The organism is Thalassospira sp. A40-3 (assembly GCF_015871485.1).
In the GTDB taxonomy this organism is placed as follows: Bacteria; Pseudomonadota; Alphaproteobacteria; order Rhodospirillales; family Thalassospiraceae; genus Thalassospira; species Thalassospira tepidiphila.
In genome coordinates this window covers 2,993,681-3,008,813 of the sequence record NZ_CP065428.1, presented here as the reverse complement: position 1 = coordinate 3,008,813, position 15,133 = coordinate 2,993,681, and the positions used below count along the sequence as shown (strand labels likewise).

14 protein-coding genes are annotated in these 15,133 nt (G+C 54.1%); 3 read left to right on the top strand and 11 right to left on the bottom strand.

Features of this window, described 5'->3' with window-relative positions; genetic code table 11:
* Positions 1-88 precede the first annotated feature (88 nt).
* From IT893_RS13885 to IT893_RS13865, 5 genes are all read right to left on the bottom strand, one after another.
* Positions 89-1,102 (bottom strand): ABC transporter ATP-binding protein, encoded by a 1,014-nt coding sequence (locus IT893_RS13885; protein WP_197145521.1) that lies wholly within the window; start codon positions 1,100-1,102, stop codon positions 89-91.
* A complete protein-coding gene (locus IT893_RS13880) occupies positions 1,099-2,073 on the bottom strand; it encodes an ABC transporter ATP-binding protein (protein ID WP_197145520.1) in 975 nt (324 codons plus the stop codon). The genes IT893_RS13885 and IT893_RS13880 overlap by 4 nt, the downstream gene beginning before the upstream one ends.
* A gap of 19 nt (positions 2,074-2,092) precedes the next feature.
* Positions 2,093-2,998, bottom strand: coding sequence for an oligopeptide ABC transporter permease OppC (gene oppC / locus IT893_RS13875; RefSeq protein WP_197145519.1), 906 nt, complete (start codon positions 2,996-2,998; stop codon positions 2,093-2,095).
* 2 nt (positions 2,999-3,000) lie between these two features.
* The gene (gene oppB / locus IT893_RS13870) at positions 3,001-3,924 is read right to left on the bottom strand and encodes an oligopeptide ABC transporter permease OppB (protein ID WP_197145518.1); all 924 of its coding nucleotides are present in this window, start codon (positions 3,922-3,924) and stop codon (positions 3,001-3,003) included.
* 78 nt (positions 3,925-4,002) lie between these two features.
* Positions 4,003-5,637, bottom strand: coding sequence for a peptide ABC transporter substrate-binding protein (locus IT893_RS13865; protein WP_197145517.1), 1,635 nt, complete (start codon positions 5,635-5,637; stop codon positions 4,003-4,005).
* 690 nt (positions 5,638-6,327) lie between these two features.
* On the opposite strand from IT893_RS13865, the gene IT893_RS13860 reads away from it, so the two are divergent.
* The gene (locus tag IT893_RS13860) at positions 6,328-7,542 is read left to right on the top strand and encodes a helix-turn-helix domain-containing protein (RefSeq protein WP_197145516.1); all 1,215 of its coding nucleotides are present in this window, start codon (positions 6,328-6,330) and stop codon (positions 7,540-7,542) included.
* A gap of 129 nt (positions 7,543-7,671) precedes the next feature.
* Complete coding sequence (locus IT893_RS13855) at positions 7,672-8,535, top strand: MipA/OmpV family protein (RefSeq protein WP_252723959.1); 864 nt, start codon at positions 7,672-7,674, stop codon at positions 8,533-8,535.
* Between the two features lie 170 nt (positions 8,536-8,705).
* Here the strand turns inward: IT893_RS13855 and IT893_RS13850 are convergent, their stop codons facing one another.
* The 4 genes from IT893_RS13850 to sfsA form a co-directional block, all read right to left on the bottom strand.
* Positions 8,706-9,101, bottom strand: a complete 396-nt coding sequence (locus IT893_RS13850; RefSeq protein WP_197145515.1) for a VOC family protein — start codon at positions 9,099-9,101, stop codon at positions 8,706-8,708.
* A 37-nt stretch (positions 9,102-9,138) separates the two neighbouring features.
* The gene (gene radC, locus IT893_RS13845) at positions 9,139-9,981 is read right to left on the bottom strand and encodes a DNA repair protein RadC (RefSeq protein WP_197145514.1); all 843 of its coding nucleotides are present in this window, start codon (positions 9,979-9,981) and stop codon (positions 9,139-9,141) included.
* Positions 9,982-10,007: 26 nt separating this feature from the next.
* Positions 10,008-10,814: a type I methionyl aminopeptidase gene (map, locus tag IT893_RS13840; protein ID WP_197145513.1), complete on the bottom strand. Its 807-nt coding sequence runs from the start codon at positions 10,812-10,814 to the stop codon at positions 10,008-10,010.
* Between the two features lie 110 nt (positions 10,815-10,924).
* Positions 10,925-11,638, bottom strand: coding sequence for a DNA/RNA nuclease SfsA (gene sfsA / locus IT893_RS13835; protein WP_197145512.1), 714 nt, complete (start codon positions 11,636-11,638; stop codon positions 10,925-10,927).
* A 126-nt stretch (positions 11,639-11,764) separates the two neighbouring features.
* Here sfsA and IT893_RS13830 point away from each other — a divergent pair, with 126 nt between their 5' ends.
* On the top strand, positions 11,765-11,983 hold the full coding sequence (locus IT893_RS13830) for a DUF6500 family protein (RefSeq protein WP_197145511.1): 219 nt from the start codon (positions 11,765-11,767) through the stop codon (positions 11,981-11,983).
* 18 nt (positions 11,984-12,001) lie between these two features.
* On the opposite strand, the gene IT893_RS13825 is transcribed toward IT893_RS13830, so the two are convergent.
* Both IT893_RS13825 and IT893_RS13820 read right to left on the bottom strand, forming a co-directional pair.
* On the bottom strand, positions 12,002-12,901 hold the full coding sequence (locus IT893_RS13825) for a methyltransferase domain-containing protein (protein WP_197145510.1): 900 nt from the start codon (positions 12,899-12,901) through the stop codon (positions 12,002-12,004).
* Between the two features lie 97 nt (positions 12,902-12,998).
* On the bottom strand, positions 12,999-15,104 hold the full coding sequence (locus IT893_RS13820) for a pyridoxamine 5'-phosphate oxidase family protein (RefSeq protein WP_197145509.1): 2,106 nt from the start codon (positions 15,102-15,104) through the stop codon (positions 12,999-13,001).
* Between the last annotated feature and the right edge of the window lie 29 nt (positions 15,105-15,133).

Genomic DNA, 15,133 nt, shown 5'->3' with positions numbered 1-15,133 from the left:
ACAGCTTTCTGCACACGGATCAAAAAAAGACCGCCACAAGGGCGGTCTTAAAAGTTCGGGTGCAGTTTCTTGGGAGGCTCTTGTTGAACTAGATGCTGTCATGGAAGTGACATGCGACTTCCTGACTGTCTGAAACGCGTTCCAGTACCGGTGGCTCCTGTGCGCATTTATTCTTGGCAAATGGGCAGCGGGTCCGGAACACGCATCCTGATGGTGGTGACAGCGGGCTTGGCAAATCACCGGTCAGAACAATGCGTTCCTTATTGCGTTCGATCTCGGGATCGGGGATTGGAACGGCAGAAATCAGGGCCTTGGTATAGGGGTGTCGTGGTGCGGCATAGATGCTGTCACGGTCTGCAAGTTCGGCGACATTACCCAGATAGAGAACCATGATGCGGTGACAGATGTGGCGGACAATCGACAGGTCATGGCTGATGAAAATCAGTGACAAGTCAAATTCACGCTGCAATTCCTGCAACAGATTGACGATCTGGGCCTGAATGGAAACATCAAGCGCTGAGACCGGCTCGTCACAGACAATCAGTTTGGGTTCCAGGATCATTGCACGCGCAATGCCGATGCGCTGGCACTGGCCACCGGAAAACTCATGCGGATACCGGTTGATCATTTGCGGCAACAGGCCAACGCGCGCCATCATGCGTTTGACCCGTGCCTTGATTTCTTCCTTGCCGAGTTCCGGCTTATGGGTGACCAGCGGTTCGGCAATGATTTCGCCAATCGTCATGCGCGGGTTCAGGCTGGCCAACGGATCCTGAAAAATGATCTGCAGGTCCCGACGCAATGGCTGCATGTCACGATGTGGGGCACCGACAATGTTCTTGCCGAGCCAGGCAACCTGGCCATCGGTTGGTGGGATCAATTGCAGGATCGCACGGCCAAGCGTGGATTTGCCACAGCCGGACTCCCCGACAATACCAAGTGTCTCGCCGGGATAAAGATCGAAATTGACGCCATCCACGGCCTTGAGCTGCCGGTCAGGCGCAAACAGGCCCTTGGATGGGATCGGGAAATGAACCTTGAGATCGCGGACCGACAGGATCGGTGAAGCGTCTTTTTTTGCGGAATTGTTCATCACGCTCATTTGTCATCCTCCCGGAAACAGGCGCTGGCCCGGCCATTGCCAAATTCCCTCAAAAGCGGGCGTTCCGCACAGCAGCGATCAAACACATATTCGCAACGTTCCTGATAGGCGCAGCCTTTTGGAAGGTTCTGCAAGTTGGGCGGCTGGCCGGGAATGGCAAACAGGCTTTCTTCATCGGCGCGATCAATCCGTGGCATCGATTTCAAAAGGCCTTCGGTATAGGGATGATGACTGTCGTAATAGATGTCGCGGACCGATCCGGTTTCGACAACACGCCCGCCATACATCACCATCACCCGGTCACAAAGACCCGCCACCACGCCCAGATCATGGGTGATCATCACGGTGGCTGTGTTGAAGTCTGTTTGCAGATCGCGCAACAGATCAAGGATCTGTGCCTGTACCGTTACATCAAGGGCGGTGGTTGGTTCATCGGCAATCAGAACTTCCGGGTCACATAACAGCGCCATGGCGATCATGACGCGTTGGCGCATGCCGCCGGAAAACTCATGCGGATACATGTGAACGCGCTGGGCCGCGCCGGGAATTCCGACACGATCAAGCATGGTGATTGCGCGCGCCAAGGCATCGCTTTCCGACATGCCACGATGTTCGACCAGAACTTCCGTCATCTGCCGGGAGATTTTCAGAAACGGGTTCAGTGATGTCATCGGATCCTGAAAGATCATCGACATCGACACACCGCGAATTTTGTTCAATTCGCGGGTCTGCAGATTGAGGATTTCCTTGTCCTTGTATCGGACCGAACCGGTGGATGCGCCGTTTTTGGCAAGCAATCCCATCAGCGACAGGAAAATCTGTGTCTTGCCGGATCCGGACTCCCCGACAACACCAAGCGTCTCGCCCGGATCAATGTGGAAATTGACGTTATTGACGGCCTCGACCTCGCCATCCGGGGTCTGAAAGCGCGTGGTCAGGTTTTCGACAGTCAGAATATGATTTGTGGTCATGGTTTTTCCTTGTCCTCCCTTACCTGTCTTTCGGATCAAGCGCATCGCGCAGACCGTCACCGATGAAGTTAAAACAGAACAGGGTGAGTGCCAGGAACACAGCCGGATAGATCAGCATCCATGTTGATGCCTCGATCACCTTGGCCCCTTCGGAAATCAGAACGCCCCAACTTGTCAGCGGCTCTTGTACGCCCAGTCCAAGGAAGGACAGGAAGCTCTCGGTCAGGATGACTTGCGGAATGGTCAGCGTCATATAGACAATGACCGGGCCCAGCACGTTGGGAATGATGTGGCGGAAAATGATCTTGAAGTTCGAAACACCGGTTGCGTGGGCCGCTTCGATAAATTCGCGCCGACGTAACGACAATGTCTGACCGCGGACAATACGGGCCATGGTCAACCATTCAACCGCGCCAAGGGCGACAAAGATCAGGAAGATGTTTCGGCCAAACACCACCATCAACATGATGACAAAGAACATGAAGGGCAGGGAATAAAGCACATCGACAAACCGCATCATGATGCTGTCGATCTTGCCGCCGAAATATCCGGCAACTGCGCCGTACGTAACGCCGATGATCAGCGAAACCGTGGTAGCCAGAAGCCCGACCGCAAGTGATACACGCGCGCCATAAAGCACCCGGATAAACAGATCGCGGCCATTGCCATCGGTGCCAAAGATATGGCCGTTTTCCCAGTTCGGACCTTCCTGGATATAGCCCCAGTCGATCTGGTCATAGGCATAGGGGCTCAGAAGCGGGGCAAAGATCGCGAGTAACGTAATAATGCCCAGAATGATCATTGAGGCGACAGCCGCCTTGTTGCGGAACAACCGGATACGGGCATCGCGCCACAGGCTGCGACCTTCGATTTCTTCGGCCGCGCCGGCTGATTGCAGCAGAGCTGTTTTTTCAGATTTATTCATTATCAGCGTGACTTCAGTTTGGGATCAAGAAGGCCGTAAATCATGTCGACCAGGAAATTCAGCAGAATGATCATCACCGCATAGACAATCACCACCCCCATCACGAGCGGGTAGTCGCGGTTCAGCGCTGCCTTGATGAAATAGGTGCCGATACCGGGCACGCCAAAGATGCTTTCGATCACGACCGAGCCGGTCATGACGGCCGCCGTTGCCGGACCAAGATAGGAAACAACCGGTAACAGCGCGCCCTTGATGGCGTGGCGATTGACGACAAGCGTCTCGCGAAGGCCCTTGGCACGTGCGGTTCGGATGTAATTCGAATGCAGAACCTCGACCATCGATCCGCGGGTCAGACGTGCGATATAGGCAATCTGGGGCAGGGCAAGTGCGATGATCGGAAGGATTTTGTATTCAAGTTCCCCATCCCCCCAGCCAGCGGTCGGCAGGATCGACAGATAAAGCCCAAATACCAGCGATAATAACGGCGCCATGACAAAGTTCGGAATGGCGATGCCGATCATCGCGACACCCATGACAACGAAATCAACCGCGCTGTTTTGTCGAATGGCGGCATAGGTGCCAAACGCGACGCCAAACACAAGCGCAATGGCAATCGCACTCAAGCCCAGCTGCATCGAGGCAGGGGCACCTGCCATGATCAGTTCGGCAACCGAAAAGTCGCGGATTTTAATTGATGGTCCGAAATCGCCTCGGAAAAGCTTGCCGATATAGATCGCGTATTGTTCGACCAGCGGCTTATCAAGGTCATAGGCAGCCTTGATGTTCTTTTCGATTTCCGGCGGCAATGCGCGTTCCTGATCGAACGGGCCGCCCGGTGCGATACGCATCATGAAGAAGGCGACTGTGATCACGATGAACAATGTCGGGATCGCGATCAGCAGGCGCCGAATGGCGTAAGATAACATTTTCTCTCATCCCCGTCGGGGTGGTCACAGGCTGCGGGCGGGAGGAACACCACACAGCCTGCGACACGAAGGCAGGATTTACTCGGCGATGTCGAGCCAGCGGGTCAGGTGACGATCCGGGGCATTATCGATCCAGCCCTTGATCTTTGGTGAGACCAGCTGTTTCGAGACATAGTAGTAAATCGGGATGTAGGGCTGTGCCTCCATCATGATGGCTTCCGCGCTATGCATCAGTTCTGCACGCTTTTTCAGGTCGCCTTCATTCTCGGCAGCCAGCATCAATTCGTTGTAGCGCGGGTTATCAAATGCTGCATAGTTCAGCGGGCCGGTGCGTTCCTCGCCGAGGAACAGGAAGTTCTGCGCGTCGTTGTAATCGGCAATCCAGCCAGCACGGGCGACTTCAAAGTCACCGACTTTCAGGTCGGCATAGTGGATTTTACCTTCGGTGTTAAACAGCTCTGCATCGACGCCGATCTGTTTCCACATGTTCTGTACCGCAATCGCGATGCGTTTGTGGTTTTCAGATGTGTTGTAACGCAGCGTGAATTTAAGCGGGTTTTCGGCGGTATAACCGACTGCTTCCATCAGTTTCTTGGCTTCGGCGACCTTGTCACCATACGAAAGGTCTTTCCAGGAAACATATGCAGGCTCGGTATAGTTACCGGTTCCCGGCGGAACAAAGGAATAAGCCGGAAGTTCGCCGGTTTTCAGAACCGCGTCGGTGATTGCTTCGCGGTTGATCGCAAGCGACAGTGCCTTGCGGACGTTCGGATCCTGGAATTTCTCTTTGTCGGTGCGGATCGCGTAATAATAAATGCCAGCATAGGGCGCGATGCGCAGGCTGTCGGCCAAATTGTCACGCAGCCAGGAAATCTGTTCGGATGCGATGTCGCGCGCAACGTCCAGCTCTTCGGCACGGAAACGGTTCTGCATCGCCGTGCGGTCTTCGTAGGTGTAATAGATCACCTCGTCGATCGGAACGTTTGCGGCGTCATAGAATTCTTCGTTCTTGACCAGTTTGGTGTGAACGTTTGGCACCCATTCGACAAGTTTGTAAGCGCCGTTCACAACGATATTTTCCGGCTTTACCCAATCCTTGCCGTATTTTTCAACGACATGACGCGGAATGGCGAAAGCGGTCTGGTGGGTCAGCTGTGCCAGGAAATAGGGGGCAGGTGCGGTCAGTTTGACTTCGAGGGTATGGTCATCAATGGCCTTGGCTGCGAGTTTCGCGCCATCCTTGCCAGTGTTAACTTCCTCAGCACCTTCGATGATGTAAAGCAGGGATGCGTATTCCGCACCCAGTGCCGGATCAAGAAGACGTTCCCAGCCGGCGATAAAGTCCTGTGCCGTCACCGGGGTGCCATCCGACCAGTTATGGTCGCGGATTTTGAAGGTGTAAGTCATTCCGTCTTCAGAGACGGTCCAGCTTTCGGCTGCACCGGGAACCGGTTGGCCATCCGGGCCATATGTCAGAAGGCCCAGCGACATATCATCGGAGATACGGCTGGTCTGAACGGTAGAGATGAAATGCGGATCCATTGACTGCGGTTCGCCGTCGTTACCAATTCGCAGGATCTTTTCGGCCTGCGCCTGGCTGGTCGACAACATCGTCATCGATCCGGCAATCAAGGCGGTACCCAAGACAAAAGCACGTGAGGATTTTAGCAACCCGTTCACGAGACCTTTTGCAGTCATCGCGTTGTCTGACATCTAAAATGTCTCCCTTGTCATTTTGATTTTTCGTTACGTACCTCCCAGAAAGTACGTACGTGAAAATACTGATCCGGGTATGCGCTTACTGCAAGGTAGATTCTACACAACGGGGCAGATAGATTAATGCTTGCGCGGGAAAACGTTTTCAATCGTTAATTGTTGTGCATATGGGGATTTATGTCGAATTTATTACGGCGTTTGGCGTTCTTAACACCGATCGTCCGAAAACCGCCAGGATGATATGGTTTCAGTGGATGATCGCGCAAAAGTGGTGGTCTGTGCTGACACCGTTCCCATTCGACCGTCTCGCACATCACAAGATGCGACCGAATCGCAAGAAACCCGGCCCATATGGCGGTCACAGGACGGATTTTAAAACAGCAGATATTTGAAAGGGAACTCTTTTGCAGACCCGGTGGCGATCTGATTGCAATTTTACGAACGCGTGGAACCTATCAAGAATATGGGTGAAAATAAGTGCGTGAAGAACAGTGCGATCAAGGCGATATTGCATAAATCGGGTTGTTTTGATCGCAGTGCCTGCATCCATCTTGCTGAGGCCCTTCAAGTAAGTCTTGGTTGCAGCGTGCCTGATAGTCGCGTATTTCCGTAGAGTTCGTTGCGGCCCTTGCGTTCTGCTCGGCCAAGCATATCCCACCAACAGAAACCGCCACTGAAGGCGCAGGAATGATTGAAACATTCGACATTCTTTTTCTGATCGTTTCGGTTCTTGGCGTATCGCAGGCGATTTTCCTGATTGTCCTGTTGATGGACGAAGGCAAGCGTTCTTTTCGCGCCAATCGCTGGCTCATGGTGTTCGGATTTTCGGTCGGTATGAGTTTTATCGACGATACGTTCGACCCGTTCATCAGTCCGATAGTGAACCTGTATCTTGTGCCGGTTTTTGCGCCATTCTTTTTTGCCTTTATACCGTCGATATATTTGTATTTTCGGGAAGTTTCCGGCAATCCGGTTTCCCGGCCCTACCGGCATTTTCTGGTATTAATCCCGGTGACTGCAGCGATCGGGCTTATGGTTTACCTAAAAAGTACGCGGATGGTCGCCAATCAGGATCATGTGCGTGATGTCGGGTTGCAGATTGCGTTTTCATCGCAAGGGCTTGCCAATTTGGTTCTCCTGGCGATTGTCATCCTGTTTTGCGTGTCGTTTGTCGGTTACATGGCTGGGATATGGCGGCTCGCGCGGCGTTATTTGCGACAAGCCAATTGGCAACTCCAAGCCGACAGTGAACGAATGCGTCGCTGGATTATCGAACTTCTTGTCGGGATGACGGTGTTGTTTACCGTCTTCACCTTGACCAATTTGCTGGATCTGTTTGTCTTTCACGCGGAATGGCTGTCGCTTGGTGTCAAGGTGGGGTTTGTGGTTGTGTTCTTCCGCATGTGTCAGGTTATTGCGCAGAACCCGGCGATCTTTGTGCAAGCGGAAACCGAAGACGGTGCCCAGGACAATCTGCCTGAACGTCAGGAAACCGGCCAAGGGCCGGACACCCAGCAGCCCCCGTTGTTGCGTGCAATTGTTGATGACCCCGGCATCGACCGTATTCGCACCCGCCTTGCAAGGATCGTTGCAGACCGCAATGTGATGCTTGATCCATTGCTCACCATGCCGAAACTGGCTTCTGCTGTCGGGGCGACGCCCAACCAGCTTTCCTTTGTCTTGAACCAGCATCTGGGCAAAAGCTTCTTTGATTTCGTTAATGAAGTCCGGGTTGACGAGGCTTCTCGCCTGCTGATCGAGGAACCAAATCGCACGATCCTAGATATCGCAACCGAGGTCGGCTTCAATTCGAAATCGACCTTCAATCAGGCGTTCAAGAAAATCACCGGTCATACACCAAGTAACTATCGTCAGAACAATTTCGCAAAATCAAATAGTTAAGGCGTATGAATGCGCATTCGTACCTGTTTGGCACGGATTGTAAGTACAAGGCTATAAAACCGGACGCCTTCTTTGGCACGCTCGGGCAATGTCGCGACATCAACAACACAATTGGGATGTTTAGACATTATGGTATCGCATTTTTGTTCTCGTCGTTTGGGGGATGCAATGGTGCTGGGCGGACTTGGCATCTGTACGGCAGCCATCATCATCATGCTTGCCAGCAGCGCACACGCCCAGACTGCAACGCCTGGACAAAGGGAAATCATCCGCGAACAGGTAAATCCGCAGACCGAAGACCCACTTAAACCCTGGCTTGGCGGCGATTGGCAGATCGGTGCCTTCGGCCAGATCAGCAGCAATCCCTATCGCGGGGCCGATAGTACAGATTTAGACGCGCTTCCGGTATTGGCCTACGATGCCGAACGTCTTCGTATCGGTATTGACGGCATTGATGCCAAAGTCTGGATGAATGACTTTGCCAGCGTTTCGATCATTGGTGGCCTTCGGATGGAGCCATTTGATCCGGGTGACTCAAGCTATCTGAACGGGCTTGAAAAACGCGATATGGCATACGAAGCCGGTATCGGCGGATCGCTGCGTGTTTGGCACGGCGAGCTTCAGGCAAGCTATCAGACTGATCTCAACAATGCTCATGGCGGGCATGAGGTGGATGTTGCTTATTACCTGCCAACCGAATACGAAAAGTTCAGCTTCAATGTCGGCGGTGGTGTGACCTGGCAAAGCGAAGACCTGGTTGATTACAACGTCGGCGTACGTCGCAATGAAGTGCGCAGTGATCGTGGCTTCTATTCCCCCGACGCCACCTTTATCCCGCATCTTGATTTCAGTGTGACCTATCCGGTGACCGAAAGTTTTGCCGTCGTCGGGACCACTGACGTTAAATTCCTGCTCGACGAATATACTGACAGTCCGATCATTGATGAGGACTATGTGCTCAGTGCTGGTCTGGTGCTGGTCTACACCTTCTGACCCTGAACCGTCTCCCTGTCATCATCTTACCTCGAACTTGTCGGCAAGCAATCAGGCTTTGCCGACGAGACGGACCGGCATCCCCCACTATTGCAACCAACTGCCGGTCCGTTACCTCTTTGCGCGACTTTGTTCCTGATCGATGACGGGTATCGGGATAGCAGCCAGTTTCACCCTGATACCTTCAGTTGCAGCAAATCCCATTTGTTGCCATAGAGGTCCTCAAACACGGCGACCATGCCATAGGGCTCATCGCGGGGAGCTTCAAGAAAACGAACCCCTGCATCAACCATGCATTTGTGATCGCGCTCAAAGTCATCTGTGTTCAGGAAAAAGCCAACCCGACCGCCGGTTTGATTGCCAATCGCGCTGACTTGGTCGTCATTGCCTGCCTTCGCCAGCAAAACACGTGTTTCACTAGCTCCCTTCGGGGAGACCACCACCCACCGTTTCCCGCAGCCCATGTCGGTATCTTCAATCAACTCAAAGCCGACTTTTTCGGTGTAAAATGCGATGGCTTCGTCATAGTCGCGCACGACAAGGGCGAACAAACCGATATGGGGCATGGCTATTTCGTGGTGGGAAATGGATCAGGGATGGCAGCTATATCAGGCCAAGCGTCTTAAAGGAATTATATCCGGCACGGCTGATGATGATGTGATCATGCACGGTGATGTCCATTGCTTTGGCGGCATCAACAATCTTGCGGGTCATGTCGATGTCACCCTTTGACGGGGTGGCATCGCCGCTTGGATGGTTGTGCACCAGAATAAGGGCGGAGGCATGCAGTTCAAGCGCGCGCTTGATGACTTCGCGCGGATAAACCGGCGTGTGATCGACCGTGCCGTGTTGATGGCATTCATCGGCGATCAGCCGGTTCTTGCGATCAAGAAACAGCAGATGCAGTTCCTCGTTCTTAAGATGCCCGATCCGGGCCCGGCAATAATCAATAAGCTGTTCCCAACTGGCGATCACCGGCAATTCCATCGCCCGTTCGCGTGATAGGTGGAGCGCGCAGGCTTCGGCAATCTTGATGGCGGCAATCCCCGCATCCCCAAGGCCTTTGGCGGTTTTGAGGTCTTCGGGACGGGCGGCCAGAACATTGGCAAAGCTGCCAAATTGCGCGATCAGCGATTTTGCCAGTGGTTTGACGTCGCCCCGCGGCATTGCCATGCACAGCATCAGTTCAAGCAACTCGTAATCGGCAAGGGCGGTCGCACCACCCTTGATAAACCGATCCCGCAGCCGTTGGCGATGCCCGTGATAATGGGGTTTTGCGGATTTGGATTTTTCGACGTCCACTGCGTCGGTGCCGGATACGCCATGCGTGCCCGATGCATGCGCTGTGCGGGCCTGATCGAAAAAGACCCGCGTGCCATCATCAATTTCTGATGAGGTTTGTTGGGCAGGAGTGGAAGCAGCTTTGCGATCCTGTTTTTCGCTCAAATCTGCTTCCCCTTTTTAGGTGCCCGTTACTCGGCAGCTTTGCTGAGATCGTAGGGCGGCTTTTCCAGACCGGCGGGGGATCGGGTAAATACTTCAAACCCGTCTTCCGTCACGCCGAGCGAATGTTCAAACTGTGCAGACAGTTTGCGGTCTCGCGTCACGGCTGTCCAGCCATCGGGCAAAATTTTACACGCATAGGTTCCCTGATTGATCATCGGCTCAATCGTAAAGATCATGCCGGGCTCAAGCACCAGTCCTTCGCCCGGTTTGCCGTAATGCAGGATATTGGGCGCATCATGGAACACCTGACCAAGCCCGTGGCCGCAGAAATCACGCACCACCGAAAAACGCTCGCTTTCGGCATAGGACTGAATGGCATGGCCGATATCGCCAAGGGTTGCGCCCGGCTTGACGGCATTGATGCCGCGCCAAAGCGCTTCATAGGTCACATCTACCAGACGCTGCGCCATGACCTTTGGTGTGCCTGCGATATACATGCGCGACGTATCGCCATACCAGCCATCAAGGATGACGGTGACATCGATATTCATGATGTCGCCGTTGGCGAGTTTCTTGTCGCCCGGAATACCATGGCAGACCACATGGTTGATTGAGGTACAGGTGGATTTCGGAAAGCCGCGATAGCCAAGGCAGGCCGAGATCGCATTATGATCGCGGATATATTCATCACACAGGCGATCAAGCTCACCGGTGGTGACACCCGGAACCACATGCGGGGTAATCATATCAAGCACTTCTGCTGCCAGCTTTCCAGCGGCGCGCATGCCTTCAAATGCTTCGGGGCCGTGAATTTTAACTGTTCCGTTCGCCACCCGAAAATCTCCTTAAACTCGGCTAGGTATGTGTCTGTTTTATAGCCCAATGACATAAAGCCAGACGCCATAATTGGCAAGGATTGGCTGATATGCGCGGGCTTTGATGCTTACAACCCGGTGATCGGAAGCGCGTTTCGCACTGTGACTGCGCTGGTATCAATTGAACAATCATAGGCAATGGCTTCAACCCCGTTGGCCCGCGCAGCCTTGAAGCGTTCGCCGTAATGCGGATCGATGTCGGTCGCCAGTGTGAAACGATCACAATCGGTGCGCTGGATCAGGTAAAACATCACCGCCCGGTGGCCCTCGGCAACCATATCGGCCATTTCATCCAGATGCTTTGCCCCGCGTGCGGTGACGGCATCGGGGAATTCTGCAAGGCCCGGAACGTCTTCGTCGCGTTTTAGGTGAACGTTTTTGACCTCGACATAACAAAGGCCGCGGTCGGGATCAGACAGCAAAATGTCGATCCGCGAATTCTTGCCGTATTTGACTTCACGCTTCAGGCTTTCATAGCCCGTCAGTTCGGGAATTTTCCCGGCAAGGATTGCTTCTTCGACAATGGCGTTGGGGTGCGCTGTATTGATGCCGACCCATGCATCACCGATCTGGCAAAGCTCCCAACTGTATTTCAGTTTGCGTTTCGGATTGTCTGATTGCGACAGCCAGACATCAATCCCCGGCTCCTTCAGCCCGATCATCCCGCCGGGATTGGCGCAATGGGCCGTGATCACTTCACCACTCTCGAGCTCAACATCGGCGAGAAACCGTTTGTACCGTTTGATCAGTTTGCCGTGGATCAGGGGTTGGGGAAGTTGCATGTCGACCTTTCGGGAATTCTATCCTGACATAAACTGTCATGTGATGGGCGTTATCAGACTGCCAATTTCGCGGCAAACAGGTCATACATCAACCCCTTGCAGTCACAACCCTTTCACGGAGCCATCATGCGTCAAAGTCTGCGCGACAAAATCATTGCTGTTTGCGACAAGAAAATCGCGCAAAAGGGGCCGGATGTCGGCCTGTCATTCTATGCGTTCTTTGCCAATCGCAATGATGACCCGGACACATTGTTGGAGGCCGCCACATGGTGGATCAAAACCCACGAGCTTGACCACTTTGAAAAGGCGACCAAGATCCGCGACATGGTCTTAGCCGGGAAGTGATCCCAGCTTGAGCCAGCTTTATTGCTTTTTCGCGTCATCACCGAGGAAATCAACCAGGCTGACCTGACCCGTTCCACGGCGTAGCGGTTTGGGCTGGCTTTCATCCGGGGCCCAGGCGGTCAGATAGATCACCTGAAACTTGGCATGGATGCGGCCATCAGGTCGTCCATGGCGTTCGTGATAAATTGCTGCTGCCCGGGCAAGGGTGCTGCGTTTAGTGAATTTCTTGGATCGTTTGGCAATCAGGTTGCTTTCGCCCATCCCCGAAAGATCCCGCATCAGTTTCAGTGCGTCCGGGTAGTCGATATAGATGTCATCGGCATCGACCACGGGCAGGGCAAAGCCACTGCGCTGCAAAAGTGCCCCGGCATCCTTGACGTCGACAAACGGTGATACACGCGGGGATACGCCGCCTTCTTCCTCGGCCTCCGCCGTCATCAGAGCTTCGCGCAAGTCCTTGAGCGTCTCACCCCCAAGCAAGCAGGCCAGAAACAACCCGTCGGGTTTCAGGGCGCGGCGTGCCTGAAGCAACATACCGGGCAGGTCATTGACCCAATGGAGTGACAGATTGGACAGGATCAGATCAAGCGATCCTTCGGCAAAGGGCAGGAATTCCTCATCCGCCACCAGAGTGCCTTTGCCGTTATTGGCCTGTGCGGCCTTGGCATAGCCCCGCGAAATATCGCTTTGATACAGGGTTTCGATGCCGCCGCGTGTGCCGATGATCAGGCCCAATTCACCACTATGGCAGCCAAGATCGACCGCCAGCGGAAATGTACGCGTGGTGTCATCAAGACGATCGGCAAGGCGTTCGGCTGTTTCGGCAAACAGGAAATTATAATCCTGTGCCTTGGTCGCCGCACGGTCGCGGCGGAGTTTCAGGATGTCTCGATCAAAGACGGTGATCGGATCGGCCATGGGGCGGGAAGCTCCGGCTAAAATCGTTGTAAAAGTTACGATCTAGATAGAGCTTTGATCCCGCCCTTGCAATCGAAGAACCAGAAATCCATTCAGCCTATATCGACAGAACCAGTGGCGTTGGTTCGCCGTCTTCCGGTTCGGCAGGGACAGCGCAACAGATCAACGCTTCGTCTGCGCCGACTTTTGCGCTGGGCCGGTTTTTATAGGTCACGCTGCCCTGTGTGATTTTGGTGCGACATGTGCCGCAATTCCCGCCCCGGCAGCTTGCCTCAGGCGTGAGACCAGCATCCTCGGCCAGTTCGAGCAACGTCTTGTTTGCATCCGGTTGCCAGACGGCAGACCGGTTTGATTGGGCAAACTCGACCTTGGTGGGCTTGCTGCTTGCACGGGGCAATTCGGGAACGTCGTCATCGCTGTCCCGACTGCGGGTTAATGACGCGGGGCCAAATGCCTCTGCGTGAATGCGCTTGTCGGCGATGTTAAGCCCGCGCAGCCCGTCATAAAGGCCTTGCATGAACGGGGGCGGGCCGCACAGGTAAAAGTCAAAATCATCAAACGGCAAAACGGCCCGCAACAGGTTCATGTCGATATAACCCGATGCTTCGTAATCCTTGCGCGGTGTCGCGCCATCGGGATCACCAAGAACCCGGATGATACGGATGTTGCCCTGGGCGGCTTTGACCAGTTCGACAATTTCCGCATCAAAGGCACGGTCAGCAAGGCTCCGTGCTACATAAAACAGCCAGATCTGGCGGAAATTGCGTGTGCGTAATCCCTCGTAAACCGCATGGCGCATCATCGACATCATCGGCGTGATGCCAATCCCACCTGCCATTAAAACCATCGGCCGTTTGATATCCGGCAGCAGGGAAAAATCACCAGCAGGGGCGCGTGCCTCAAGCGTATCGCCAACATTCAAGTTGTCATGAAGATGGCCGGATACCATGCCTTCGCGTTTGACACTGATCCGATAGTGCGCATCCGACGGTGCGCTGGAAAGTGTATAGGTTCGGATCAACGGTTTGTCATGGCCCGCCACGTTCACCCGGATTGGCAAATGCTGACCGGGGTTAAACGATACCAAGCCACCCTGATCAGCCGGTTCGAGGTGGAAGGATTTGATCAGATGGTTCTCTTCTGTCATCCGCACCACTTTGAACGAGCGCCATTTTTGCGCGGCGCTCATCGCGGCAAGCTTCTTCTCGGCACTTTCCCAATCCCCGGTCAGAAGGCTGTTGGGGGACATGCCCTCTTCCTGCGGGCGCCAGCGGATTGGCAATGCCGATGCCCGCCAGACTGATTTGCGCGGGAAAACACGCCACAGCCGTTCGGCACCCTTGAAAGCACTGATTTCCGGGCCTTCGGTGATGACTTCTGCATCACCGGTAATTTGCAAGACATCACCGGTCGCAAAATCGGTAAAGACAAGACCTGCCTTGGGATTGCACAGGATATTGCCCAGCGTATTGAAAAACTGGTTTCCGGCGAAATCAGGAATAGTCAGGGTGCCATCGGTATCCACATGAACAAAGCCCGGTTTGCCACCACGATGGGATGCATCAACTTCGCGATGCCCGCCGTCACGATCAACATAGGTCGCAACGAAAAAGGTATCGGCCTGTGCAATCAGGTTTCGCGCCCGTTCATCAAGTTCGCCGGATATTTCGGGTTTGGATGTCGGTGCAGACATCGGGTCGCGGACAAATTCGAAATCGCGCAGACGGATATATTGCGGGCAGTTGCCAAAGCTGTGCCCGACCCGAATGTCAAATTTCGTACCAGTCTGTGCGGTAATGCGTCCATTCAACCGGTTGCGGCGACGCGTATGCAATTCGATGCCGATCATGCCAATCGGCTTGCCGTCGCCCATCCCGGCATCGGCGGGGTCATCGGCGTCGCGTGGTAAATTGACGGACAGGTGATAGGGATCAGATGCCGACAAGAACCCAGGATGATTGGCGCGTAATGTCGCCCAGACATCATCGTTCTCGTCAACAGTTCCGAACACGGCAAAGGGCAGTTGCGGATAAAACTGGCGATGTTGATCGATCAGGTGATCACGCAGAACACGTTTTCCGACATCCGCCATTTGTTGACGAACACCCACACGTTCCTGCATCTCGATTTCACCTTGGTGCCAGGCCTCACGGTCTTTTGGGGGCATCACTGGTGTGGATGTCGTAGTGTTGGCCGTGTTCATCTCGTGCTCCTGTCCATTGGAAAGACGGT

Bases quoted from the DNA above. Each gene is read 5' to 3' on its own strand.
- IT893_RS13885 (WP_197145521.1), bottom strand. From the start codon at position 1,102: ATGAGCGTGATGAACAATTCCGCAAAAAAAGACGCTTCACCGATCCTG.
- IT893_RS13880 (WP_197145520.1), bottom strand. From the start codon at position 2,073: ATGACCACAAATCATATTCTGACTGTCGAAAACCTGACCACGCGCTTT.
- oppC (WP_197145519.1), bottom strand. From the start codon at position 2,998: ATGAATAAATCTGAAAAAACAGCTCTGCTGCAATCAGCCGGCGCGGCC.
- oppB (WP_197145518.1), bottom strand. From the start codon at position 3,924: ATGTTATCTTACGCCATTCGGCGCCTGCTGATCGCGATCCCGACATTG.
- IT893_RS13865 (WP_197145517.1), bottom strand. From the start codon at position 5,637: ATGTCAGACAACGCGATGACTGCAAAAGGTCTCGTGAACGGGTTGCTA.
- IT893_RS13860 (WP_197145516.1), top strand. From the start codon at position 6,328: ATGATTGAAACATTCGACATTCTTTTTCTGATCGTTTCGGTTCTTGGC.
- IT893_RS13855 (WP_252723959.1), top strand. From the start codon at position 7,672: ATGGTATCGCATTTTTGTTCTCGTCGTTTGGGGGATGCAATGGTGCTG.
- IT893_RS13850 (WP_197145515.1), bottom strand. From the start codon at position 9,101: ATGCCCCATATCGGTTTGTTCGCCCTTGTCGTGCGCGACTATGACGAA.
- sfsA (WP_197145512.1), bottom strand. From the start codon at position 11,638: ATGCAACTTCCCCAACCCCTGATCCACGGCAAACTGATCAAACGGTAC.
- IT893_RS13830 (WP_197145511.1), top strand. From the start codon at position 11,765: ATGCGTCAAAGTCTGCGCGACAAAATCATTGCTGTTTGCGACAAGAAA.
- IT893_RS13825 (WP_197145510.1), bottom strand. From the start codon at position 12,901: ATGGCCGATCCGATCACCGTCTTTGATCGAGACATCCTGAAACTCCGC.
- IT893_RS13820 (WP_197145509.1), bottom strand. From the start codon at position 15,104: ATGAACACGGCCAACACTACGACATCCACACCAGTGATGCCCCCAAAA.